General features: G+C 69.6%; 20 protein-coding genes and 1 tRNA gene. 13 read left to right on the plus strand and 8 right to left on the minus strand.

Translation table 11 applies throughout. The features are described 5' to 3' along the window. The first annotated feature begins 2 nt into the window (after positions 1-2). From G6O69_RS25295 to G6O69_RS25335, 9 genes are all read left to right on the plus strand, one after another. Positions 3-689 carry a hypothetical protein gene (locus tag G6O69_RS25295; RefSeq protein ID WP_176397083.1) on the plus strand — a complete coding sequence of 229 codons (687 nt, stop codon included), beginning with the start codon at positions 3-5 and terminating at the stop codon, positions 687-689. Continuing rightward, positions 690-1,874 (plus strand): coproporphyrinogen-III oxidase family protein, encoded by a 1,185-nt coding sequence (locus G6O69_RS25300; RefSeq protein ID WP_172306073.1) that lies wholly within the window; start codon positions 690-692, stop codon positions 1,872-1,874. Positions 1,875-1,883: 9 nt separating this feature from the next. Beyond that, entirely contained in the window at positions 1,884-3,020 is a 1,137-nt protein-coding gene (locus tag G6O69_RS25305; protein ID WP_172306074.1) for a hypothetical protein, read from the plus strand. 60 nt (positions 3,021-3,080) lie between these two features. Next, a complete protein-coding gene (locus tag G6O69_RS25310; protein ID WP_172306075.1) occupies positions 3,081-3,734 on the plus strand; it encodes a nucleotide exchange factor GrpE in 654 nt (217 codons plus the stop codon). Positions 3,735-3,761: 27 nt separating this feature from the next. Further along, on the plus strand, positions 3,762-5,612 hold the full coding sequence (dnaK, locus tag G6O69_RS25315; RefSeq protein ID WP_172306076.1) for a molecular chaperone DnaK: 1,851 nt from the start codon (positions 3,762-3,764) through the stop codon (positions 5,610-5,612). A 9-nt stretch (positions 5,613-5,621) separates the two neighbouring features. Continuing rightward, complete coding sequence (locus G6O69_RS25320; protein WP_172306077.1) at positions 5,622-6,731, plus strand: DnaJ C-terminal domain-containing protein; 1,110 nt, start codon at positions 5,622-5,624, stop codon at positions 6,729-6,731. 277 nt (positions 6,732-7,008) lie between these two features. Beyond that, positions 7,009-7,674 (plus strand): gliding motility protein, encoded by a 666-nt coding sequence (locus G6O69_RS25325; protein WP_172306078.1) that lies wholly within the window; start codon positions 7,009-7,011, stop codon positions 7,672-7,674. 4 nt (positions 7,675-7,678) lie between these two features. Further along, on the plus strand, positions 7,679-8,971 hold the full coding sequence (locus G6O69_RS25330) for an ATP-binding protein (protein ID WP_172306079.1): 1,293 nt from the start codon (positions 7,679-7,681) through the stop codon (positions 8,969-8,971). A 142-nt stretch (positions 8,972-9,113) separates the two neighbouring features. Further along, positions 9,114-9,398 (plus strand): hypothetical protein, encoded by a 285-nt coding sequence (locus tag G6O69_RS25335; protein ID WP_172306080.1) that lies wholly within the window; start codon positions 9,114-9,116, stop codon positions 9,396-9,398. 248 nt (positions 9,399-9,646) lie between these two features. Here G6O69_RS25335 and G6O69_RS25340 read toward each other — a convergent pair whose 3' ends face one another. Next, positions 9,647-9,979 (minus strand): hypothetical protein, encoded by a 333-nt coding sequence (locus G6O69_RS25340; protein ID WP_172306081.1) that lies wholly within the window; start codon positions 9,977-9,979, stop codon positions 9,647-9,649. 198 nt (positions 9,980-10,177) lie between these two features. On the opposite strand from G6O69_RS25340, the gene G6O69_RS41680 reads away from it, so the two are divergent. Then, the gene (locus G6O69_RS41680; RefSeq protein WP_172306082.1) at positions 10,178-12,943 is read left to right on the plus strand and encodes a serine/threonine-protein kinase; all 2,766 of its coding nucleotides are present in this window, start codon (positions 10,178-10,180) and stop codon (positions 12,941-12,943) included. 78 nt (positions 12,944-13,021) lie between these two features. On the opposite strand, the gene G6O69_RS25350 is transcribed toward G6O69_RS41680, so the two are convergent. Together G6O69_RS25350 and G6O69_RS25355 are read right to left on the minus strand one after the other, a co-directional pair. Beyond that, positions 13,022-13,510: a hypothetical protein gene (locus G6O69_RS25350; RefSeq protein ID WP_172306083.1), complete on the minus strand. Its 489-nt coding sequence runs from the start codon at positions 13,508-13,510 to the stop codon at positions 13,022-13,024. Between the two features lie 200 nt (positions 13,511-13,710). Continuing rightward, positions 13,711-13,782 (minus strand) — tRNA-Val (locus G6O69_RS25355). A gap of 85 nt (positions 13,783-13,867) precedes the next feature. Here G6O69_RS25355 and G6O69_RS25360 point away from each other — a divergent pair. Next, on the plus strand, positions 13,868-14,269 hold the full coding sequence (locus tag G6O69_RS25360; RefSeq protein ID WP_172306084.1) for a Rid family detoxifying hydrolase: 402 nt from the start codon (positions 13,868-13,870) through the stop codon (positions 14,267-14,269). A gap of 266 nt (positions 14,270-14,535) precedes the next feature. Here G6O69_RS25360 and G6O69_RS25365 read toward each other — a convergent pair whose 3' ends face one another. Both G6O69_RS25365 and argF read right to left on the minus strand, forming a co-directional pair. Next, positions 14,536-16,167: a hypothetical protein gene (locus G6O69_RS25365; protein ID WP_172301270.1), complete on the minus strand. Its 1,632-nt coding sequence runs from the start codon at positions 16,165-16,167 to the stop codon at positions 14,536-14,538. 99 nt (positions 16,168-16,266) lie between these two features. Then, positions 16,267-17,205: an ornithine carbamoyltransferase gene (gene argF, locus G6O69_RS25370; protein ID WP_172306085.1), complete on the minus strand. Its 939-nt coding sequence runs from the start codon at positions 17,203-17,205 to the stop codon at positions 16,267-16,269. A 94-nt stretch (positions 17,206-17,299) separates the two neighbouring features. Between argF and G6O69_RS25375 the strand changes: the two genes are divergently transcribed. Then, positions 17,300-18,613, plus strand: a complete 1,314-nt coding sequence (locus G6O69_RS25375; RefSeq protein ID WP_176397084.1) for an arginine deiminase family protein — start codon at positions 17,300-17,302, stop codon at positions 18,611-18,613. Here the strand turns inward: G6O69_RS25375 and G6O69_RS25380 are convergent. The 3 genes from G6O69_RS25380 to G6O69_RS25390 form a co-directional block, all read right to left on the minus strand. Continuing rightward, on the minus strand, positions 18,610-18,762 hold the full coding sequence (locus G6O69_RS25380; RefSeq protein ID WP_176397085.1) for a hypothetical protein: 153 nt from the start codon (positions 18,760-18,762) through the stop codon (positions 18,610-18,612). The two genes, G6O69_RS25375 and G6O69_RS25380, sit on opposite strands and share 4 nt — an antisense overlap. A gap of 66 nt (positions 18,763-18,828) precedes the next feature. Next, complete coding sequence (locus G6O69_RS25385; protein ID WP_172302544.1) at positions 18,829-20,172, minus strand: IS701 family transposase; 1,344 nt, start codon at positions 20,170-20,172, stop codon at positions 18,829-18,831. A 230-nt stretch (positions 20,173-20,402) separates the two neighbouring features. Then, positions 20,403-21,200 (minus strand): SDR family oxidoreductase, encoded by a 798-nt coding sequence (locus tag G6O69_RS25390; RefSeq protein WP_172306087.1) that lies wholly within the window; start codon positions 21,198-21,200, stop codon positions 20,403-20,405. An 83-nt stretch (positions 21,201-21,283) separates the two neighbouring features. On the opposite strand from G6O69_RS25390, the gene G6O69_RS25395 reads away from it, so the two are divergent. Next, complete coding sequence (locus tag G6O69_RS25395; protein ID WP_172306088.1) at positions 21,284-22,012, plus strand: LiaF domain-containing protein; 729 nt, start codon at positions 21,284-21,286, stop codon at positions 22,010-22,012. Positions 22,013-22,051 lie beyond the last annotated feature (39 nt).

The raw sequence follows: 22,051 nt of genomic DNA on the forward strand, positions 1-22,051 counted from the left end.
GCATGGCGGTGCAGACGTCCTGGAACGCATTTTCGGCATTTCAGGTGTTTGGTGATCACGTGCCGATGGACGGCTTCTCGCTGGTCGTCCGTCTGATCGCCGACACCCGAACGATGGAGCGTCTGCTCGCGGCGCGAGCTGCCGAACAAGAGGTCCTCGATCCCGAGCTCGCGCGCATGGTGGTGCGCGCTGGCCTGGGGTTGATCACCACCGGCAACGTGTCCTTCGTGTACGCCAACGCCAACGAGGCCATCGTGCTGATCCGCAGCGAGGTCGTGCAGGACGTCGGGCAATCGCTCGAGGTCCACGATCGCCTGATCTCGGCCTGGTCTTCGCGCATGGCCCTGATCAGCGGTGAGGCCGTGCCCGTGGTCGGCCGCGTCTACGAGTTCCCCGACCTCGGCGTCGTCCGCAAGGCCCTGCGCGCGAGCGTCGACGGCCTCGAGCAGAGCACGCCGCTGCGCTCGGCCCGGCGCCTGGGGGCCCAGCTGCGCGGCCGCGGCGAGCCCTTCCACGAGTCGATGATCGAGAGCATCGAGGAGCAGACCAGCTTGCTCGAGCACCACGGCGTCGACATGGACCAGCTGCCGAGCTGGTGGTGGCGCGGCGTCGCGGCCAAGCTCGGCAACGTGTCCGCCGGCGAGGTCGAGCTCTGGTCCGAGCTCCCGGCCATCGACGAGATGTTCTAGGTGCCGGCGGCGTCGCTGGCGGAGGTGGCGGGCCTCTATGTGCACGTGCCCTTTTGCGAGCGCGCCTGCCCCTACTGCGACTTCGACTTCGAGATTGGCTCGCCGCGGGTGATCGTCGACGGCGTCGAGCGCTGGTTTCTCGGCCTCGAGGCCGAGCGCCAGCGCGAGTCGGCGGCGCTCGCCAGGCCCTTCGACACGCTCTACTTCGGCGGCGGCACGCCCAGCGCCATCGGGCTCGGGGGCCTCGCGCGGCTCTTCGACTGGGTCGAGGGCTCGCTGGGCCTCGCGCTCGCGGCCATGGCCGAGGTCACCGTCGAGCTCAACCCCGAGCACGTCGACGCGGCGATGCTCGACGGCCTGGTGGCGCGCGGCGTCGGCCGGGTCTCCCTGGGCGTCCAGACCCTCGACGAGGGCGGCCTGCGCGAGCTCGGTCGCGGCCACGGCGGCGGGAGCGGGCGTTCCTGTGTCGCGGCCGCGCGGGCGGCGGGGCTGCGGGTCAGCGCCGATCTGATCCTCGGCTGGCGGGGACACAGCGCAGACATCCTGCGCCGGGAGATCGACGAGCTGCTCGCAGCCGGCGCGGAGCACCTGTCGATCTACGCGCTGACCGTCGAGCCCGACACGCCGTGGCCGAAGCTGGTTCGCCGCGGGCTGCGGATCCTCCCGGACGACGATCTGCAGGCGGAGCTGCTGCTGGTCGCCGAGGCCCACGCGCGCGCGGCAGGGCTGACCCACTACGAGGTCGCCAGCTACGCCCTGCCCGGGGCGGAGGCGGTCCACAACAGCAAGTACTGGCGCTGGCGGGACGTCGTGGGCCTCGGCCCCTCGGCGGCCTCGGTCCGCCACGGTGCCGACGGCGCGGTCGAGCGCCGGCACAACCCCCGCGGGCTGGCGGCGTGGTCGTCGGCGTCGCCGGGAGATCTCGAGCGCCTCGAGGGGGAGGAGGCCGCCGCCGAGGGGCTGTGGCTGGGCCTGCGAAGGTTGCGCGGCCTCGACGTGGGCGCCTTCTTGGCCCGCTTCGCCGTCGATCGGACCTGGCTGGAGGCTCGCGTGGCCCGCCAGCTCGCCCTCCAAAACCTGGAGTGGGCGCAGGGGGGCGAGGTGCTGCGCGTCGCTGGCGAGCGCTGGCTGGTCCACGACACCATCGCGCAAGATGTGTTGGTCCCCGCGGCCAAACCAAAGTAGAAAATTGCCGTGGCGACTCCCGGCGCCAGCTTGACCCCCCGCCAAGGGCAGATCCTGCTGGCCCTGTGCCGCCAGTACGTGGTCGACGGGCGCCCGGTGGCCTCGGGGGCGCTGCGCACCAGCCAGGCGCTGGAGTGGTCGCCCGCGACGATCCGGGCCGAACTCGCCGCCCTCGAGCGCGCCGGCCTGGTCCACAAGCCCCACGCCGCCAGCGGCCGCATGCCGACCCCGGAGGGCTGGCGGGTGTTCGTCGATCGTCTGCCGCGCGGCCCGGCCCGCCCGGAGCACCAGCGCCTCCTCGACGTCGGCCTCGCCGACGCCGATCCCCGCCGGAGCCTGCGCTCGGCCGCGCGCGTGCTCTCGGAGCTGTGCGGCTGCGCGGCCATCGGCTTCGTCGGTGAGGCCCGGCCCGGGGTGGTCCACGCCGTCGAGCTCGTGCCCCTCGCGGGCGGCTCCTCGGCCGGCCACGGCCGCCTGCTGGTCATGCTCAAGCTCGAGGACGGCGCGAGCAGCGTACACACCGTGGAGCTCGATCGCGCCCTGCTCGACGACGCCGGCCAGCTCCGCCGGCGCCAGCTCGTGCGCCTCGCCGGCCTGCTGCGCGACCTCACCGTGGGCCGCAGCCTCGTCGAGGCCCAAGACGAGCTGCGCGAGCTGCTCGCGGCCCAGCAAGAGCGCCTCGATCACTGCATGGCCGAGGCCCTGCGCATCGGCATGCTGCTGTGCGCGGCCTCCTTCGATCCGCTGTGGATGCAGGTCGCCGGCTGGGGCAGCCTGGTCTCCGAGGTCGAGGGGGCCGGCGCGGGCGCCAGGGCAGGGGAGCTGCTCGCGGCCCTCGAAGACTACCAGCGCCTCGCAGAGATCCTCTGCCAGCTGCTCCCAGAGCCCGGAGATCGCCCGCGCGCCGCGGTTCACCTCGACGTGGGGATCGAGCGCTTCGCCGGCGCGCTGCCCTTCGACGCGGACGAGGCGGTGGTCCGCAGCGCGAGCGGCCTGACCCTGGTCGGCTGCCGTCTGCGCCTCCCGCATGGCTCGCAGTCCCCCCCGACCGGGGCGGTCGCGGTGCTCGGGAGCCCGCGCATGGATTACGAGGCCGTGATTCCTCTGATAGAATACGCCGCGCGAGCGATGACCAGCCGCGGCTAGACCGCGCCATCTCTCGAGCCCGAGGGCGAGTCGCCCTCGATCGCAGCACGCAGGAGTCAGATGAGCGGAGATCAGGACGCACCCGAGACCAACGACGGCGACCTCGAGCGAGTCATGCGGGAGGCCGAAGCGGCCGTCGAGAAGGTCCGCGGCGGTCGCGACGAGCAAGACGAGGACGACGAGGGCTTCGAGGTCCTCGACGACCCCGAGCCCGACTTCGAGGGCGCGCTGGTCGAGGCCCGGGCCGAGAACGAGGCCCTGCGCGACAAGTGGCTGCGCGCCGTCGCGGACCTCGAGAACTACAAGAAGCGGGTCAAGCGGGACATCGACGACGCGATCCATCGCGCCAACCAAAACCTGCTCGGCGCCTTCTTGCCCGTGGGCGACAACCTCGAGCGGGCCCTCAGTGTCGCGCCGGCCGACGCCGACGAGCAGCTGATCAAGGGCCTCGAGATGGTCCGCCAGGAATTCTTCAGCGCCCTGGCCAAGCACGGGATCACCCCGATCGAGACCGTCGGCAAGCCCTTCGACCCCAACATCCACGACGCGCTCCAGCAGATCGACTCGCCGGACTTCGCCCCGGGGATGGTCGCGATCGAGTACGAGAAGGGCTACATGCGCGGGGAGAAGCTCCTGCGCCCGGCTCGAGTGGTCGTCGCTGGACCGGGTTCGACGGGTGCCCCGCCGGCCCCCGTCGAAGACGCCGCCAACTGAGCGCGCTTCGGGTAGAGTGGGGCAGGGATGGGCGAGCGCATCATCGGCATCGATCTCGGGACTACGAACTCCTGCGTCGCCGTGCTCGAGGACAACGAGCCACGGGTGATCCCAAACCCCGAGGGCTCGCGGACGACGCCCTCGGTGTTCGCGCTCAGCGACAATGGGGAGCAGTTCGTCGGTCAGCTGGCCAAGCGCCAGGCGATCACGAACCCCAGCAAGACCGTCTACGCCGCCAAGCGGCTGATCGGTCGCAAGTTCGAGGATCCCGAGGTCAAGGAGCTCGCGCGCTTTTTGCCCTACGAGATCGTCGCCGCCGACAACGGTGACGCGTGGATCGCCATCGACGATCGCCGCTACTCGCCCAGCGAGATCGGCGCGGCGATCCTCGGCATGCTCAAGGAGTGCGCCGAGGACTACGTCGGCGAGACGATCACCCGGGCGGTGATCACCGTCCCGGCCTACTTCGACGACGCCCAGCGCCAGGCCACCAAGGACGCCGGGCGCATCGCCGGCCTCGAGGTCGAGCGGATCATCAACGAGCCCACGGCCGCGACCTTGGCCTACGGCATCGGCAGCGCGGGCGAGGGCGGCGAGATCGAGACGCGGACCGTGGCGGTCTACGACCTCGGCGGCGGCACCTTCGACATCTCGGTCCTCGAGCTGCGCGAGGGCGCCTTCGAGGTCCTGGCGACCTCGGGCGACACCTTCCTGGGCGGCGAGGACTTCGACAACGCGATCGTCGACTGGGCGGCGGCCAGCTTCAAGGCCGAGCACGGCGTCGAGCTGCGCGAGGACAAGCTCGCCAAGCAGCGCCTCAAGGAGGCCGCCGAGAAGGCCAAGCACGAGCTCTCGTGGTCCCTGGACACCGAGCTCAATTTGCCCTTCATCGCGGCGGTCGGCGGCCAGCCGGTCCACCTCGAGCTCAGCTTGACCCGGCGCAAGCTCGAGGAGCTGACCCGCGCGCTGGTCGAGCGGACCTTGGGCCCCTGCCAGACCGCCCTGTCCGACGCCGAGCTCGATCCCGGCGACATCGACGAGCTCCTGCTCGTCGGCGGCCAGACCCGCATGCCCCTGGTCCAGCAGCTGGTCGGCGACTTCTTCGGCCGCGAGCCGAGCACCGGGGTCAACCCCGACGAGGTCGTGGCCTGCGGCGCGGCGATCCAGGGCGGCATCCTCGAGGGCGAGGTCAAGGGCGTGGTCTTGCTCGACGTCGCGCCCCTCAACATCGGGGTCGAGACCGCCGGCGGCGTGTTCACGGCGCTGATCACCAAGGGCACGACCATCCCCACGCGCAAGTCCGAGGTGTTCAGCACCAGCGTGGACAACCAGCCGGTGGTCCCCGTGCACGTGCTCCAGGGCCTGCGCGAGATGGCCGAGGACAACAAGAGCCTCGCCCGGCTGCAGCTCACCGACATCCCCCCGGCGCCCCGCGGGGTCCCGCAGATCAAGGTCACCTTCGACATCAGCGCCGACGGCATCCTCGCGGTCTCGGCTCAGGATCTGGGCACGGGTAAGAGCGCCTCGATGACCGTGCAGCCGACCTCGGGCCTGACCGAAGATCAGCTCTCGGGCCTGGCCGAGGAGGCCGAGGCCAAGAAGTCCGAGGACGTCGCCCGCCGCGAGCTCGCCGACCTCCGCAACCGCGCCGAGACCCTGGTCTACACCTGCGAGCGCTCCCTCGAGGCCTTTGGGGCCTCGCTCTCGGCCTCGGCCAGGGGCGACATCGAGGCCGATCTTCAGGTCCTCAAGGCCTCGCTATCTGCGGAGCAGGTCGACTCGCTGGCGCTGCGCGAGGCCCTGGCGGCGCTCGAGACCTCCTCGCACCAGATCTACGAGGCGATGCTCGCCGACGACGAGGGCGCCGCGCCCGAGTAAGCTCCCGCCATGGCGCGACCCGACTACTACGCCATCCTCGGCGTGCCGCGCGACGCGGACGCGGCCGAGATCAAGCGCGCCTATCGTCGGGTGGCCCTCGAGAGCCACCCCGATCGCTTCCCCGACGACGACGACGCCCACGAGCGCTTTCGTTTGGCCTCCGAGGCCTACGAGGTGCTCAGCGATCCAGCCAAGCGCTCGCGCTACGACAGCAGCCGGATCATCCCCGACGCCATCGACTTGACCCGCCCGCCCTCGGTGGCCACGGCGCGGGATCTCTTTGGCAACCTGTTCGGCGACGTGTTCGGCAGCCGGCGGGCCAAGCGACGCAAGGGCAGGGACATCCGCTACACCCTGAGCGTGACGCTCGCGGACGTCGTGCTCGGCTCGACCCACACGATAAGCTTCGAGGGCAGGGGGGCCTGCGAGCGCTGCGAGGGCAGCGGGCGCGAGCCCGGGGGCCGCGAGCCGATCGAGTGCCCCAACTGTGGCGGCAGCGGAGAGGTCAAGACCGGCGGGCTCCTGTCCCGGCGCAGCCGCTGTGGCCGCTGCGACGGCATGGGCATGATCCAGCAAGATCCCTGCACCGCATGCCGTGGCCGAGGGGTCCGCAAGCGCCAGCGCTCCTTCGACGTGCGCCTGCCTCCGGGCACCGAGGCCGGCAGCGAGAAGATCCTGCGTGGCGAGGGCGAGCCCGGGCGCTTCGGCGGCGAGGCGGGCAACCTGCGGGTCACCATCAACGTCCGCCCGCACCGCTGGCTGCGGCGCGAGGGGATGAACCTCGTCGCGCGGATCCCGGTACCGATCAGCCGCGCTGCGCTCGGTGGCAAGATCCCGGTCCCCACCATCGATGGCTGGGTCGACATGGACCTGCCGGCAGGGGTCGCCAGCGGCGCGAAGCTGCGCCTGCGAGGCAAGGGCGTCCCGGACAGCCGCGGGGGCCGGGGCGACCAGCTCGTCGAGATCCACGTCGAGACGCCCAAGCTGCCCGAGGGCAGCCGATCGCGCGAGCTGCTCCTCGAGCTCGACCGCGCCATGGCGCGGGAGGGGGTGCTCCCGGAGCACGCGGAGCTGGTCGCGGCGCTGGAGGCCCACGAGGCCCAGCGCGAGGGCAACTAGGAGCCCGTGGTGAAACCCAACACGACACCTGGCTTGGTCTTTTCGCCGAGGGCTTTGTCGCCAAAACTGGCAGTACACCCGGTACAGCGGCGTTTTGGCTTCGCGCCCTCGACGAAAATCCCGGCGCCAGGAGCCGCGCTGGGTTCCACCACGGGCTCCTAGCGCCCGCAGTCAGAGCGCCCGCAGAGCGCCCGTCCTTTGGGGGGCAAATCCCGAGACCTAGAACAGCCGTGCAGCGCCCACGCCCGGCTTTCCTGATAAGCTGAGTGAGCCGGCCATGGTCTACATCGACATCCAGCACCGCGAGGTCACACTCAAGCTGGTCTATTACGGTCCGGCCCTGAGCGGGAAGACCACCAACTTGCAGCAGCTCCACGAGCTGATGGTGGGCAGCACCGGCAGCGAGTTGATCACCCTCGACACCCGCGACGACCGCACGCTCTTCTTCGATCTTCTACCGCTGCACTTCGAGACCGAAGGCGGGTTCAAGATCCGGATGAAGCTGTTCACGGTCCCGGGCCAGGTCATCCACAACACCACGCGCAAGATCGTGCTCCAGGGCGCCGACGGGGTCGCGTTCATCGCCGACTCGCGGGTCTCTCATACCCGGGGCAACAACGAGTCCTTCGCCAACCTCAAGCAGAACCTGCGCGAGAACGGCATCGACATGGACGACGTGGGCGTGGTGATCCAGTTCAACAAGCGCGACCTCCCGGGGATCCGCAGCGACGCCGAGGTCAAGCGCATCGCCAGCAAGGGCAAGGAGCCGGTCTATACGGCCGTGGCGATCGAGAGCCTGGGCGTGGCCGAGACCTTCAAGGGCCTCGCCGATCTCAGCTGGCGCAAGCTCGAGCGCAAGTTCAACTTCTCCGAGCGCTTTGGGGTGACTCACCAGCACTTCATGGACAAGATCGACGAGCTGTTTGGCGGAGGGGGCGGTTGAGGCCTTGACCGGCGAGCGCAGCTTCGCGGCGGCGGCCCCGGCGATGGGTGCCCCCGATCGTCGACCGCCCCTCGAGCGCCTGGTTCGACGCGACGACCTCGAGCGGACCATGGCGCCCTTCCTCGAGGGCGCGTTCGGGCCGATCGACAGCCTCGCGCTCTTCGACCGCGAGGGCCTGCGCTTCGCCGCGGTCGGTGGCGGACCCGTCGCTGGCTGGGAGCAGCTCGCGCCCGAGGCCCAGGCCGCGCTGGGAGCCAGCGCACCCAGGGACTTCGGCCTCGACGACCATCAATTTTGCGTGCGCCCCTGCTTCGCCGGGGCGGATCGCGTGGGTAGCTTCGCGCTGTCGATCCCCGCCGGCGGTGACGAGGTCGCCCGGCTGCCGGCGATCGCCGACGCCCTCGGCGGCGTGCTCGGGGCGCTGCTCCAGGCCGGCCTTGCGACCTGGGTGACCTCCGAGATGCACCTCGCGGCCAGTGAGAGCAACCATCGCGCGCTCCAGCAGCGCAACGCCGAGCTCGAGCGCGCCGTCGCCCACCTGCGCGAGGTCGATCAGCTCAAGAGCAACTTCCTGGCCACGGTCAGCCACGAGCTGCGCACGCCGCTGACCAGCATCATCGGCTTCTCCGAGATGCTCGCCCGCGGCATCGCCGGCCAGCTCAACGAAGAGCAGACCGAGTACGCCAACATGATCCTCGATCGCGGCGAGGAGCTGCTGCGCCTGATCACCCAGATCCTCGAGATGTCGAAGATGGAGATGGGGACCATGCGCCTGCACCTCGAGCCCGTGGCGCTCGCGGACGTGGTCGAGCGCGCCTTTGGGGCCTCGGCGATCCTCGCCGACCGGGCCCAGGTCACGCTGATCCGCGACTTCGACGACAGCCTCCCGGGGGTGCTCGTCGACGCCGACAAGATCCAGCAGGTCCTGGTCAACCTGGTGTCCAACGGCATCAAGTTCAACCGCCCCGGTGGCCACGTCGCGGTCCGGGCCGAGACCGCGCCGATCCGCCGCCCCTTCGACGAAGAGGACTTCTTCGGCGAGGAGATCCACGACGCCCTGCGCGTCTCGGTCAGCGACACCGGCGTGGGCGTCTCGGAGGATCAGCTCGGGCGGATCTTCGACGCTTTTTACCAGGTCGACTCGAGCTCCACGCGCGAGCACGGCGGCGCTGGCCTGGGTCTGTCGATCGTCCGCAAGCTGATCGAGGCCCACGGCGGTGAGGTCTGGGCCGAGAGCATGGTCGGCGTGGGCACCACCTTCCACTTCACGCTGCCCCTCGCCGAGACCTCCGAGTAGATCCGAGGCGATCCGGGGGCGATCCTCGGGTGATCTGCGAAAGCGCGGATCTGCGGCCAAAACGAGGCAAAGGCCGACAATTTGGCCTTGGCTCGATCGCCGCTTTGCGGCAAGCTCCGACGCCGATACTGGACGCGACGACTTGAACGCTCAAGAACAGCTCACGGAGCTCGAGGAGCTCGCCAAGGAACTCGAGGTCGAGGTCAGCTACGAGCCCATGTCCGGGCTCGTGCAGGGGATCGGTGGTCTGTGCCGCTTGCGCGGCCGCTACCGCATCATCGTCGACCGCCGCCTCAAGGCTCCCGAGCGACTCCAGGTGGTCGCGGACGCGCTGCGCCGCTTCGACACGGAGAAGCACTTCGTCTCGCCGCAGGTCCGCAAGCTGCTCAGCCCGCCGGCGCCCTCGCGGGTCAAGAGCGCGGACTAGTGTGCGCGCCAGAGGACTTGAAGGGCCCCAGGCTTGGAGCACCGGCCGCTGACTTCGTTGCTCGTCAGTCATTTGTGCCCGACAAACTCCCTCCTCGCGCCTCGTCAGCGACCGGCGGTCCGGCGCCTGAGACCCTTCAAGTCCTCTGGCGCGCACACTAGCGCGCGCGAGCGCTCGGTCCTCCTCCCCCCCTGGGCGAGTGGTAGAGGGGGGCGAGTGGGTCGAGGGCCCGAGCCTCCTCGGAGAGCTCAGCGGCGCAAGAGCGCGTCGAGGGTCGGGTCGCCGCCAAGCAGCGCGCTGATCTCGGCACGCAGGCCTTCGACGAGCTCGGGGCTGGCGTCGGCTGGGAGCTGCTCGGCGAGGGCCTGCTCGATGAGCAGGGTCTGCGCCTGGGCGGCGTCGATGCGCCCTGTCGCCAGGGCCTCGGCGATCCCGGCGTCCCCCGTGACATCGAGGCCAGCGGCCTCGCTCGGGCTGACGGCGCTCGCTCGCGCTGCGCCCTCGATGGCCGCCGCGGTAGCCGGGGGAGTGGCCAGGGCAGGCTTGGGCCCGCTGATGTCGAGGTCGTCGTCCTTGGCCATGGTCGCGTCGCCGGGCTGCGTCGAACCATATCATTGGTCAAACGTGACCCCCTGCGCAAACGACACGTGCGGCGACGGCCCCGCAAAATTACCGCGCGTGTCGAGGGGAGCGGTCCTGGTCACGTTGCAGCTGTGCGAAAGCATTGACTTTCGCGGCCGCGACGGGTGTGATCGGGCCCTCGCTGCGCACTCCTAGTCGTGCATTTTCCGCGGGAGCCCTCGTTGTTGGACCTGCCCAAGAAACTCTCCAAGTATCAGATCATCGGCCGCATCGCCCTAGGTGGGATGGCCGAGGTCTTCAAGGCCGTCTCGCGGGGCGTTGAGGGCTTCGAGAAGGTCGTTGCGATCAAGCGAATCCTCCCTCACGTCGCCGAGGATGAAGAGTTCATCACGATGTTCAAGGATGAGGCGCGCATTGCGGCGCAGCTTCAGCACTCGAACATCGCGTCGATCTACGAGCTCGGATCCGAGGGGGACAGCTTCTACATCGTTCTCGAGTACGTCCCCGGCCGAGACTTGCGTGGGATCTTCGAGCTGTGTCGCTCGAGCAAGCGGCCCATGCCCCTCGCCCAGGCCTGCTACATCATCATGCAGGTCTGCGAGGGCCTCGAGTACGCCCACAACAAGAAGGACCGCCACGGCCGTCCGCTGGGTCTGATCCACCGCGACGTCAGCCCGCCCAACGTCCTGGTCTCCTACGAGGGCGAGGTCAAGCTGATCGACTTTGGCGTGGCCAAGGCCGCCGGTCGTGCGTCGCAGACCCAGGCTGGCATCCTCAAGGGCAAGTTCGGCTACATGTCGCCGGAGCAGGTGCGCGGGGCGACCATCGATCGCCGCAGCGACATCTTCTCGCTGGGCGCGGTGCTCTGGGAGATCCTCTGCAACCAGCGCCTGTTCCAGGCCGAGACCGACTTCGCGACCCTCGAGAAGGTCCGCACGGTGAACGTGGATCCGCCCAGCCGGATCAACCCCGCGGTGCCGACCAAGCTCGAGCAGATCGTGATGAAGTCGCTGGCCGCGGATCTCAACGAGCGCTACCAGACCGCCGCCGAGCTCCACGACGCCCTCCAGGCCTTCATGTTCGAGGAGGGGCTGTTCTACAGCCGCAAGAACCTGGCGGAGTGGATGCAGGAGCACTTCGCCAAGGACATCGAGGCGGAGAAGGAGCGCGCGCGTCAGGTCCCGCCGCCCGCGCCTTCGCCGGCCAAGGTGCCGAAGAAGACGATGATGAACCCGGGGAGTCGTCCCCCGCCGCCGCCGCCTGGTGGCGGGCCGCCGCCGCCCCCCGGACCCCCGGCTCGCAAGCCGCCGCCGCCTGCTCGGCCGCCGCGGCAGTCCGCGGTGCCGACCGAGGCGCACCCGCCGGTGCCCCCGAGTGGACCGCCGCAGTCGGGTCCTCCCGGCAAGGGTGGGCGCCCGCGGGCCAAGACGATGGTGATGACCAACTCCAAGCCGGACATCCCCGGCGCGGGCAAGAAGGCCGCGCCGCCGCGGCCCAAGCCCGCCGCGCCGCGTCCGGCCGCCCGGCCCAAGCCGCCCGGCGTGGGGGCAGCTGGCGCGGACGCTGCGGGAGGGGGTGGAGGCTCGGACTTCGACTGGGATGACGACGAGCTCGAGACGCGGCTCTTCGAGGGCAGCGAGGACGAGGCCGTCGCGGCCACGCCCGGCATGCCCAGCCCAGACCTCGGCGCGGGCGCCAGCGGACCGCTTGGTGTGGGCGGAGCCGCCCGCAGCCTGCCCGGTCCCGGGGGACGTCCCGGCGGGCCTGGCCTGCCCGGGCCCAGCGCTTCGCCCTCCTCGGCGCCCGGCCTCCCGGGTCCCGGAGGACCAGGGCCTGGCGGGATGCCTGGCCCTGGGCGCACGATGCCGCCACCCGGCGGTCCTGGCGGGATGCCTGGTCCCGGTGGGATGCCCGGCCCCGGCGGGATGCCCGGCCCCGGCGGGATGCCCGGCCCCGGCGGCTACCAGCAGCCCGGTGGTCCGCACCAGCCCAGCGGGCCGCACCAGCAGGGCTACCCGCAGCAGTACCAGCAGCCTCCCGGGCCTGGGATGGCTGACGACGAGTCCAAGAAGAAGCCCATCGGGCTGATCGTCGGCCTCGTCGGCGGCGTGATCGCCATCGGGCTGATCGCCGTGCTCTTCATGGTCAAGAAGGGCGGCGATGAGAGCGAGGGCGAGGGCGAGGTTGCGACCGAGGACACCAAGGTCGAGGAGGTCGGCACGCTCAGCCTCACGGTCACGCCCTCCGACGCCAAGGTCATGGTCGACGGCAAGGAGTACGCGGGCGCGTCTCCACGCATCATCTCGGGCCTCAGCGGTGGCGCGCACAAGCTGGAGATCAGCGGCGGCGACTCCTACATGCCCTTCACCCAAGAGGTGACCCTGACCGGCGGCCAGACCCTGAGCTTGCCGCTTCAGCTCCAGGCTCGCGACGTCACCTTGAAGTTCAACGTCGACCCGCCCACGGCCAAGATCTCCCTGGTCGCCGGCGACAAGACCACGGTGATCGGCAGCGGCAAGAGCGACTACACCCAGGCGATCAAGCGCGAGGACGGGGTCGAGTATCGGCTGATCGCGTCGGCCGAGGGCTACGAGGACGCCAGCGTGCCGATCGCCTTCACCGGCGACGCCAGCCAGGACGTGCCCTTGAACATGGTCGCCAAGGCCGGAGAGGCGCCGCCGCCGGTCGAGGAGCCGAGCGCCACCGCGACCAAGACCACCAAGAAGAAGACCGCCAAGACCCGGACCAAGGCCAAGACCGCCGAGCTCAAGATCGGCGTGGCCCCGGGCAACCCGCCGGCGACGATCTACATCGACGGCAAGAAGCAGGGCCGCGCGCCGGCCTTCGTCAAGGTCGCCCCGGGCACCCACACCGTGAAGTGGAAGTGGGACGATGGGAAGAGCGACACCCAAAAGGTGAAGATCGGCGACAAGGAGGTCAAGGTCATCAAGGGCAGCAAGTAGCTGCTCGGGCGACCGAGACCTCGCCGGGGGACCGGCGAAGAGACGGCCAGCTGGATGCACCAGCTGGCCGTCTTCGTTTCAAGGCCACAGGCAGACGCTTTCGAGGCCAACGGTCTCACAGCTCATTCCGCTGGGACAGTCGTTGTCGTCTGAACAGGTGATGAAGCAGCAGTTGGAGAGGACGCTGTCAAAGGTCGTGCACTCGACGGTGAAGCCCGGGAGGTCCGGACAGTCCGCATCCATGTCGCAAGCTTCTCCACATACGGTGCCCGAGACGTTGCTTGGGTGGAGGCAGTGCTCCATGTCGAAGCAGTCGTTCTCATCATCGCAGGTGCCGTAGTAGTTCGACATATCCTCGAAGGCGGTGTCCTCGCTCTCGCTGGCGTCGGTGTCTGTCTCGGCGCCTTCACTCGTCGTCTCGCCGGAGTCGACATCGCCGAGCGTGTCCTCGGATCCACCGGCCCCATTGCTCCCCGTCTCGGTCTCGTCGCTGGCGACGCAGTTGAGGGGCATCTCGTCGCAAAAGGGCAAGCTCGAGCATGACCACGCGGGCGCAGCGAGAGCCACGAGACAAAGGGAGAGTCCGAGTCGAGCCGTCGAGTTCCTGGATGAGCGCATGCGCCCATCCTCGATGAACCCGGCCGGAAGCTGAAGCAGGCGAGGGGCGCCGCGTCAGGTCGTCGCTGAGTGCTTGGCGAGTTGGGGCAGGCTCCTGAGCCCGAACGCAGAAGCGGCCAGCTAGGAGCTCCTAGCTGGCCGCTTCGGGTTGGGCGCGACAGGGATTGAACCTGTGGCTTCCACCGTGTGAAGGTGGCACTCTACCGCTGAGTTACGCGCCCACGAGCGCCTCTTTGCGCGGGAAGGGGCATTTACCAGCCTTCCAGTTCCCTTGCAAGCGCCAGGGCCTCGGGCAATCCTGCGCCCATGAGTGAGTTCCAGCGCGAAGTTATCAGCGCACAAGACGCACCTGCGGCGATCGGCAACTACAACCAGGCCGTCGTCGTCAGCGGCGAGCGGACCTTGTTTGCTTCAGGTCAGATCGGCCTGATCCCCGGCAAGCCCGAGCTTGGGATCACCGGCGACGTGGCCCAGCAGACGGAGCAGGTCATGAACAACCTCGCGGCCGTGCTCGCGGCGGCGGACATGAATTTCGCCAACGTCGCCCGGGCCACGATCTACCTGGCGAGCATGGCCGACTTCGCGGTGGTCGACGAGATCTATGGCCGGCACTTCGAGGCGGGTAAGCAGCCCGCGCGCGTGACGATCCAGGCCGCCGGGCTGCCCAAGGGGGCGCTCGTCGAGATCGATGTGATCGCCGTCGGCTGAGGCCGCGAGCCGGGGGGGCGCAGCTGCTCGGCGTACACGCCGCTGGAGGACGCCGTCCTCGAGACCCTGGTGGGCCTCGGCGTCCTCCAGCCGAAGCGGGGCTCCTAGGAGCCCGTGGCGGAACCCAGCGCGGCTCCTCGCGCCGGGGTTTTCGTCGAGGGCGCGAAGCCAAAACGCCGCTGTACCGGGCGTACCGCAAGTTTTGGCGACAACGCCATCGGCGGAAGGACCAAGCGAGGTGTCGTGTTGGGTTTCACCACGGGCTCCTAGGGGTGGACCTTGACCACCCACCAGTCGGCGTTGTCCTGGGTCGGGTAGTGCGGGGCGGCGACGTAGATGTAGCCGAAGCGGTCGAGCTCGAGGTCGCCGAGCAAGGGCAGCAGGGGCGAGAAGTTGACGAGCCCGTCGTCGAAGGTCCTCTCCCACATCAGCACGCCGTCCTCGTCGTACTTGCGGAGCCACAAGGCGCAGCTGTTGTAGGACAAAAAGCCGAGCACGCAGCCCTCGAAGGTGCCGACCACGGTGTTGCCCCAGGGGTCGATGTCCGCGCCAAAGACGACGCCGGTGCCCTCGTGGGTGCCCTCCTTCGTCCACTCGGGCTGGCCGTTGGCGCCGAAGCGGGCGAGGTAGGTCTTGTGATCGGTGTCGCCGTAGCGGATGCCGCCGAACACGGTCTCGCCCTTGGGTCCGGCGCCGATGGCCCAGCCGTAGCCGTCGTTGCCGGCGATCTCGGTCTCGTCGACGAAGTTGCCGTCGAGATCCCAGCGCCCGGTCCACAGCCGGTAGGCGCCCTCGGGCCTGGACTGACCGGCGAGCACCAGGCCGTTGGGGCCGATGTCGATGTTCACGGCGTAGATCGGGGCGGCGAGCTCCTCCGACTGGTCGCTGTGGAAGGCCCACAGCAGGTCGCCGACGGGGCTGAACTTGAACATGTAGGTGGCGTTGGACGCGTCGCCCTCGGTGAGGGTGAACACGCCGACCGCGTAGAAGTTGTCGTCGGGGCCGACGGCGATGTCGAGGGGCGCCTCGAAGTTGTCCATCGGCGTGCCCGGTGAGGTCCAGTGGCCTTGCTCGCCGCTGACCTGCACGCCTTGGTCGTCGTAGAAGAAGAGCTGCGACTGGTAGCTGTCGTCGACGGTCCAGGTGGCGACCGCGGTCTGGCCGTTGGACAGCAGGCCCATGCCGGCGGCGGCGTAGGACATGTCGTCGACCTTGTCGGTCCAGCTCGCGCCGACGTGACGATCGATGCGCAGCCGCGACTCGTCGTTGACGTAGATGGTGCCGCCGGCGATCACGTTGGTGCCGTCGGGGTCGACCTCGACGCGGAAGGCGGTGTCGTTCGCGCCGCTGTCGAAGGTCCAGTTCTCGAGCAGGACCGCCGAGGTCACGCCGACGCTGAGGGCGATCGCGTCGCTGTTCGCCTCGAGGCCGTCGTCGTCCACGGCCACGGCCGTGAATTCGTAGTCGCCGTTGAACTCGTCGCCGCCGACGATGAACTCGGCGACGTAGGGCCCGGGCGCGGCCACGGTCTCGAGCATGGTGCCGTCGCGGAAGAACTGGACCTCGGCGATCGAGCCGTCGGGATCGCTGGCCTCGACGGCGAGCTCGACGGCGCTGGCGCTCTCGACGAGGGCAGGGGTGAGCGAGCCGTTGACGGTGAAGCTGTCGATGTTCGGCGGCAGGGTGCCGACCTCGTCATCGGTGGTCGTGTCGTCGTCGGTGGTCGTGTCGTCGGTGGTGTCGTCGGTGGTCCCGGTGTCCGTGGTGTCGGTCTCGGTCGCGACCTCGGTGTCATCGTTGCCGGTGTCGTCGGATTGGAAGCAACCGGAGGCCAACAGCGGGAGCAAGGCGCAGCCGCCGATCAGCAGCGGCGCGTGGGCAAAGACAAGGCGTGCCATTGCGCCCAGTCTATTTTCACTGCCTGCGCTTCGCCAGATCGGAGTCGGCCGACTTCGCCCCCCGAGCCCCGCCGACTTCGCCCCGCCCCGAGGCCAGCCTCAGGTCCAGGGGCGGGCGCCGAGCAGCAGCAACAACAGCGCCTTTTGAGCGTGGAGGCGGTTCTCGGCTTGGTCGAAGACGATGGACTGGGGGCTGTCCATGACCGCGTCGGTGACCTCCTCCCCACGGTGCGCGGGCAGGCAGTGCATGAAGCGGGCCTGGTCGCCGGCGGCTCGCATCAGCGCGTAGTTGACCTGGTAGGGAGCGAGCTCGCGCAGCAGCCTGGCGCTCTCCTCTTCCTCGCCCATGCTCACCCAGGTGTCGGCGTAGATGACGTCGGCGCCAGCGACCGCGTCGACGGGGTCGCTGCACAGCTCCACGCGGGTGCCAGCCGCGGCGGCCTCGGTCCGCGCGCGTTCATAGACGAAGGCGTTGGGGGGCAGCGAGGGCGGGCAGCAGCAGCAAACGTCCATGCCCGCCCGGGGTCCGGCGAGCAGCAGCGAGTGGGCGACGTTGTTGCCGGCGCCGACCCAGACCAGGCGCTTGCCCTGGGTTTTTTGGTGGTGCTCGCGGATCGTCAGCAGATCGGCGAGGGCCTGGCAGGGGTGGTAGAGGTCGGTGAGCGCGTTGACGATGGGGACGCTGCCGTGCTCGGCGAGCTCGTCGACCTGGTCCTGGCCGAAGGTGCGGATCACGATGGCGTCGACGTAGCGCGAGAGCACCTTGGCCGTGTCGCTCACGCTCTCGCCCCGGCCCATCTGCATGCCGGTCCCCCCGCCGCTGCTCAGCGCGAGGGCCTGGCCGCCGAGCTGGTGGATGCCGACCTCGAAGGAGATCCGCGTGCGCGTCGACTGCTTGGCGAAGATCATCGCGATCGACTTGCCGGCGAGGGCGCCGGCGCAGCTCGCCGGATCGGCCTTGATCTCGGCGGCGAGGTCGATCACGCGGGTGGTCTCGGCGGGGCTGAGGTCCAGGAGACTGCGGAGGTGTCGAGTCATGGCCGTCGCCGACTGTAGCAGGCGCCGACCTTCCGTGGGCGCTGGCAGATCGCCCCGCTGGCAAAGCCCAGGGGGAAGCGAGTAGGGTGGGGCGGTGCGCAGGCCTGTTCACGTACATGACGAGATTTCTCCCTTGCGCCGCGTGGTGGTTCACGAGCCCGGCGACGAGATTGTCCAGATGACCCACTGGGATCTCGATCGGCTGCTCTTCGATGATCTGCTCTCGCCGGCCGAGACCGCCCGCGAGCACCGGCTGATGGCCCAGATCCTCGCCGACGCCGGCGCCGAGGTGCTCGAGATCGCCGAGCTCCTCGCCGACGCGATGACCCGCGCCCCGGCGGCGGTGCTCGAGCAGCTCGTCCACCGGGTCTGCGAGCTCGCGGGCGCCCGCGAGCTCGCGCCCAAGCTGATCCAGTGGCCCGGCCCCAAGCTGGCCAAGGGGCTGCTCTCGGGGGTGCACTGGCGCGAGGTCGAGGACGTGCCGGCGAGCCTCGCCCGGCTGCGCGCGCGGATCTTCGACCCTCGCGACATGGCCCTGCGCCCCCTGCCCAACCTGATGTTCATGCGCGACCCCTGCATCTCGGTCTACGACCGCGTGGTGGTCGGGCGCATGGCGACCAACGCCCGGGCGCGGGAGTCCCTGCTCGTCGCCTTCGCCCTCGAGTGGGCCGAGCGCGGCGTCGCCGGAGAGCTGAGCTTCGCCGATCCCCACGCGCTGCCCGAGGCCCACAGCGGCCTCGAGGGCGGCGACGTCCTGGTGATCTCGCCGGAGGTCGTGATGATCGGCTGCTCCGAGCGCAGCCAGCCCCAGACCATCGAGCACATCGCCCGCGAGGTGCTCTTCCCCGCCTTCCCCAAGCTCGAGCAGGTCTGGGCCGTGATGCTGCCCGAGTCGCGCTCGATGATGCACCTCGACACCGTGCTCACGCAGATCGATCACGCGCTCTTCTTGGGCCACGCTCCGCTGCTGCGCCGGCCGCTGGCCGAGGGCGGCGTGGGCGTGGTCTGCCTGCGCCCCGGCCGACCGCCGCAGCTGCACGAGCAGCGCAGCGTCCTCGACGTGCTGCGCGAGGCCGTGGGCCCGGAGGTCGAGCTCGTGCCCTGCGGCGGCGAGGACCCCCTGCACCAAGAGCGCGAGCAGTGGACCGACGGCGCCAACGCGCTGTGCCTGGCCCCGGGCAAGTTCATCCTCTACAGCCGCAACGTGAAGACCATCGAGGCGCTGGCCAAGCTCGGCTTCGCCGAGGTCCGGGTCAGCACGGTGCAGGAGCCCGAGCACCGCCGCGAGCTGGTCCGCGAGGGCATGGCCCGCGAGCGCACGGTGTTCGGGTTCTCGGGCAGCGAGCTCTCGCGTGGGCGCGGCGGCGGGCGTTGCCTGACCATGCCCCTCGTCCGAGAGCCGGTCTAGGCGCCCGTGGTGAAACCCAGCACGACACCTCGCTTGCTCTTTTCGCCGAGGGCTTTGTCGCCAAAACTTGCAGTACGCCCGGTACAGCGGCGTTTTGGCTTCGCGCCCTCGACGAAAAGCCCGGCGCCAGGAGCCGCGCTGGGTTCCACCACGGGCTCCTAGTACGACTTGATCACATCCGCGAGGGCCTGATCGGTGGCCCCCGTGGGTCGATGTCACGTCCGCACATGGGACAGTGACCCAGCAAGTGAAGCAGGACCACTTGTAGCAACGCTCGGAATGCCTGGATGGTCAGCCCCGGCTCGGCTCGCTGTGCTTTCCGCCTCCGGGTCCTCCGGGGAAAAAATCACGCGGTGGAGCGTGAGAAAGGCGTGAGCCGCGGCGACCAGGGCGACGTGGTGGTGGAAGCCTCGCCATGTTCGTCCCTCGAAGTGGTCGAGGCCGAGCTCCCCTTTCATCTCCTGGTAGTCCCGTTCGATCCGCCAGCGAAGCTTGGCCAGGTAGACCAGCCTCTTGACCGTGGTCTTCGCGGGCAAGTTCGACAAATAAAACGCGGTTGGCTCCTTCTTCTTGTAGGACCACTCACACAGCAGCCACTGCACTTCACCCGGTGGGTGCCCTGACCGATGCCGGTGCGCGGTTCGGATGCGTAGCACCGCGAAGCGCCGCCGCTGAGGCCCGCGCGTCCCGTGGCGCCATTCGACGTGACGGAAGCGCCTGGCAGGCAAGCTCTTCGCCAGCTCTTCGACCGAGACGGGCTCGACTCCTTCGGGGGAGACCCACTTTGTTCGTGGCCGCCCCCTGGTGCCGGGAGCTTTGGACGGAGGAGGGCTCGGGCACGTCCCTGGCGGCCATACGACCGCGTTGCCGGAGATGCGCAGTACGTAGTGGAGCCCGCGTTCTTCGAGTCCCTTGCGGAATTCCGTCGAGTCGCCGTAGGCCGCGTCGGCGAGCACCGGTCGAGGCGCGAGCCCCCATTCGAGGGCGCGGTCGAGCATGCCGAGGCCGAGCTCGAGCTTCGTTTGATGGGAGAGCTCCTCGGGGACGCCTGCCTTGGTCCGGCGCCTTGGGTCGTTGGCCCAGACCTCGGGAAGAAACAAGCGCATGCCGATGCAAGCGCCGCCCGCCTCGCTGGCGAGGTGGAGGCTTGCTGCGACCTGGCAATTGTCGACGCGGCCCATCGTCCCCGAGTACTGACGCTGTACCCCGACGGAGTGCTTGCCCTTCTTGGGGAAGCCGGTGTCGTCGATGACGAAGGCGTCGAGGCCCGGGAGCTTGTCCTCGACGCGCAGGGCGAGTCGGCGAAACAGCTCCCACTCGTCCCAATCAGCGATCGTGATCGCCTGCTGGAGTCGCTGGCGGATGGCTTCGCTGTCACCGGGCGCGGCTGCGAGGCGCTGAGCGATGGGCACCATGCTCTTGCGCTCGCCATCGAGGAGAAGCCCACGCATGTAGTTGGCGAGGGCCTCGCGCCGCTCGCTGCGACCCATCTGATGAGTGATGTAGCCGAGAAACTCCTCGAGTTCGGCCCCCACCCGGGAGATTTGTTCTGGAGTCACCCCCGCAGCAGATCACAGCTGGGGATCGTTGTCGATCCCCATCTGACCAAGTAGTCCTAGAGCGGCGACCGGTTTGAATTCGCACCGCCAGGCACATCTTGGCGGCCCCGTGGTCGTTGTCGCTCGGCGCTCGCAGTGGGTCCACCACAGCTTCGGCCTCGCTCCTCGCCACGGAACCGCCAAGACGCACCTGACGGCGCGCCTTCAAACCGATCGCCGCTCTAGCGGGCTCAGGTGCTCTTGATCTTGCGGATCATGAAGCGATAGACAGGCGGCAGCAGGCGGGACAGGCGGACGGCCCAGACCTCCTTCTTGCCGCCGATCATCACGTCGGCCTCGCCCTTGGCGATGGCGTCGGCGGCCTTGACCGCGAAGGCCTCGGGGCTCATCGCCTTTTCCTGGGCGTCGCCCATCTTGTCGTAGGTCGAGCCGTCGCCGGTCAGCGAGTGCTTGGTGATCTCGGTGCGCACGAACCCGGGCGAGATCAGCGTGACGATCAGGCCGCGCTCGTGGACCTCGGCGCGCAGGCAGTCGAAGAAGCCCTGCAGGGCGTGCTTCGAGGCCGCGTAGGCCGAGCGCAGGGGGGTGCCGATCTTGCCGGCGATGGAGCTGATGACCACGACCTGGCCGGCCTGGCGCTCGAGCATGGAGGGAAGCACGGCCTTGGTCAGGGCCACGGTGCCGACGTAGTTGACCTCCATGATCCGTCGGTCGACGTCGATGGTGGTCTCGGCCACGGTCCCACGCTGGCTGATGCCGCTGTTGTTGATCAGGATGTCGACGCGACCGAAGCGCTCGAGCACGAGCTCGGCGGCGGCCGGGAGGGACGCGGTGTCGAGCAGGTCGAGGGGGAGGACGAGGTGCTGCTCGCTGCGCTGACAGCGTTTGCGCACGGCCTCGAGCTGGGGTTCACGCCGGGCAGAGAGCACGAGCACTGCGCCGCGCTTGGCGAGCTCGTAGGCCAAGCCCTCGCCGATCCCGCTGGACGCCCCGGTGATCCACACGACCTTGCCGCTGAAGTAACCCATGTGGTCGCGGATGGTGGCTCAGGCCGCCGCGCGGCGCAAGTTGGCCAAGCGCGGGGAGATCCGCTAACTCATGACGAGTCGCCATGGACATGGACCAAGACGGCCAGCCGACAAATCTCATCGCCCTGCGCGACGCCAAGGCTGGCGCGCAGGCTCTGATCACCAGGCGCTTCGCCGAGGATCTGATCGACGCCGATGAGCTCGATCGTCGGCTGGACACGCTCCTGGAGGCGCAGACTCTCGAGGCGGTGGCGGCGCTGACCCGCGATCTCGAGGAGCCGGGCGCTCCTCCAGGTCAGGCCCTCGCGCGACAATCTTCGGGGCAGGCTCTCGCTCGCCTCGAGGACCTGCCCGAGCGCCGCGAGCTCACGGCGATCTTCTCGTCCATCGAAGAGGTGGGGCGCTGGGTGCCGGCGCGTCACAACCGGGTCACCGACGTCTTCGCCGACGCCAAGCTCGACTTTTGCGAGGCGGTGCTCGGCCCGGGCGAGACCGTGGTCGAGATCCGCTGCGTGTTCGGATCCATGGAGATCCTGGTCCCGCGCTCGCTGGCCGTGCGCGTCGAGACCAGCGCGGTCTTTGCCGACGTCAGCCGCGACCCCGAGGTCCGCAGCGAGCCCGAGTACCCTGGCGATCCGGTGCTGGTCGTGCGCGGGAGCCTGGTGTTCGCGTCGCTGGAGATCCGCGAGCGCGAGGCCAGGGAGGGCCGCTGGGCGGCGTGGCGTCGGCACCGGGGCGAGCGCCGCAAGCTGCGGGCCGCCCGGCGAGACGCTCGCAGGCGCCCCGCGCTGCCGCCCGCCAGCGACGACTGAGGGCGGTCGAGGGCCGAACGAGGGCGGTCGAGGACGATT

The sequence above is a fragment of the Pseudenhygromyxa sp. WMMC2535 genome, assembly GCF_011083025.2.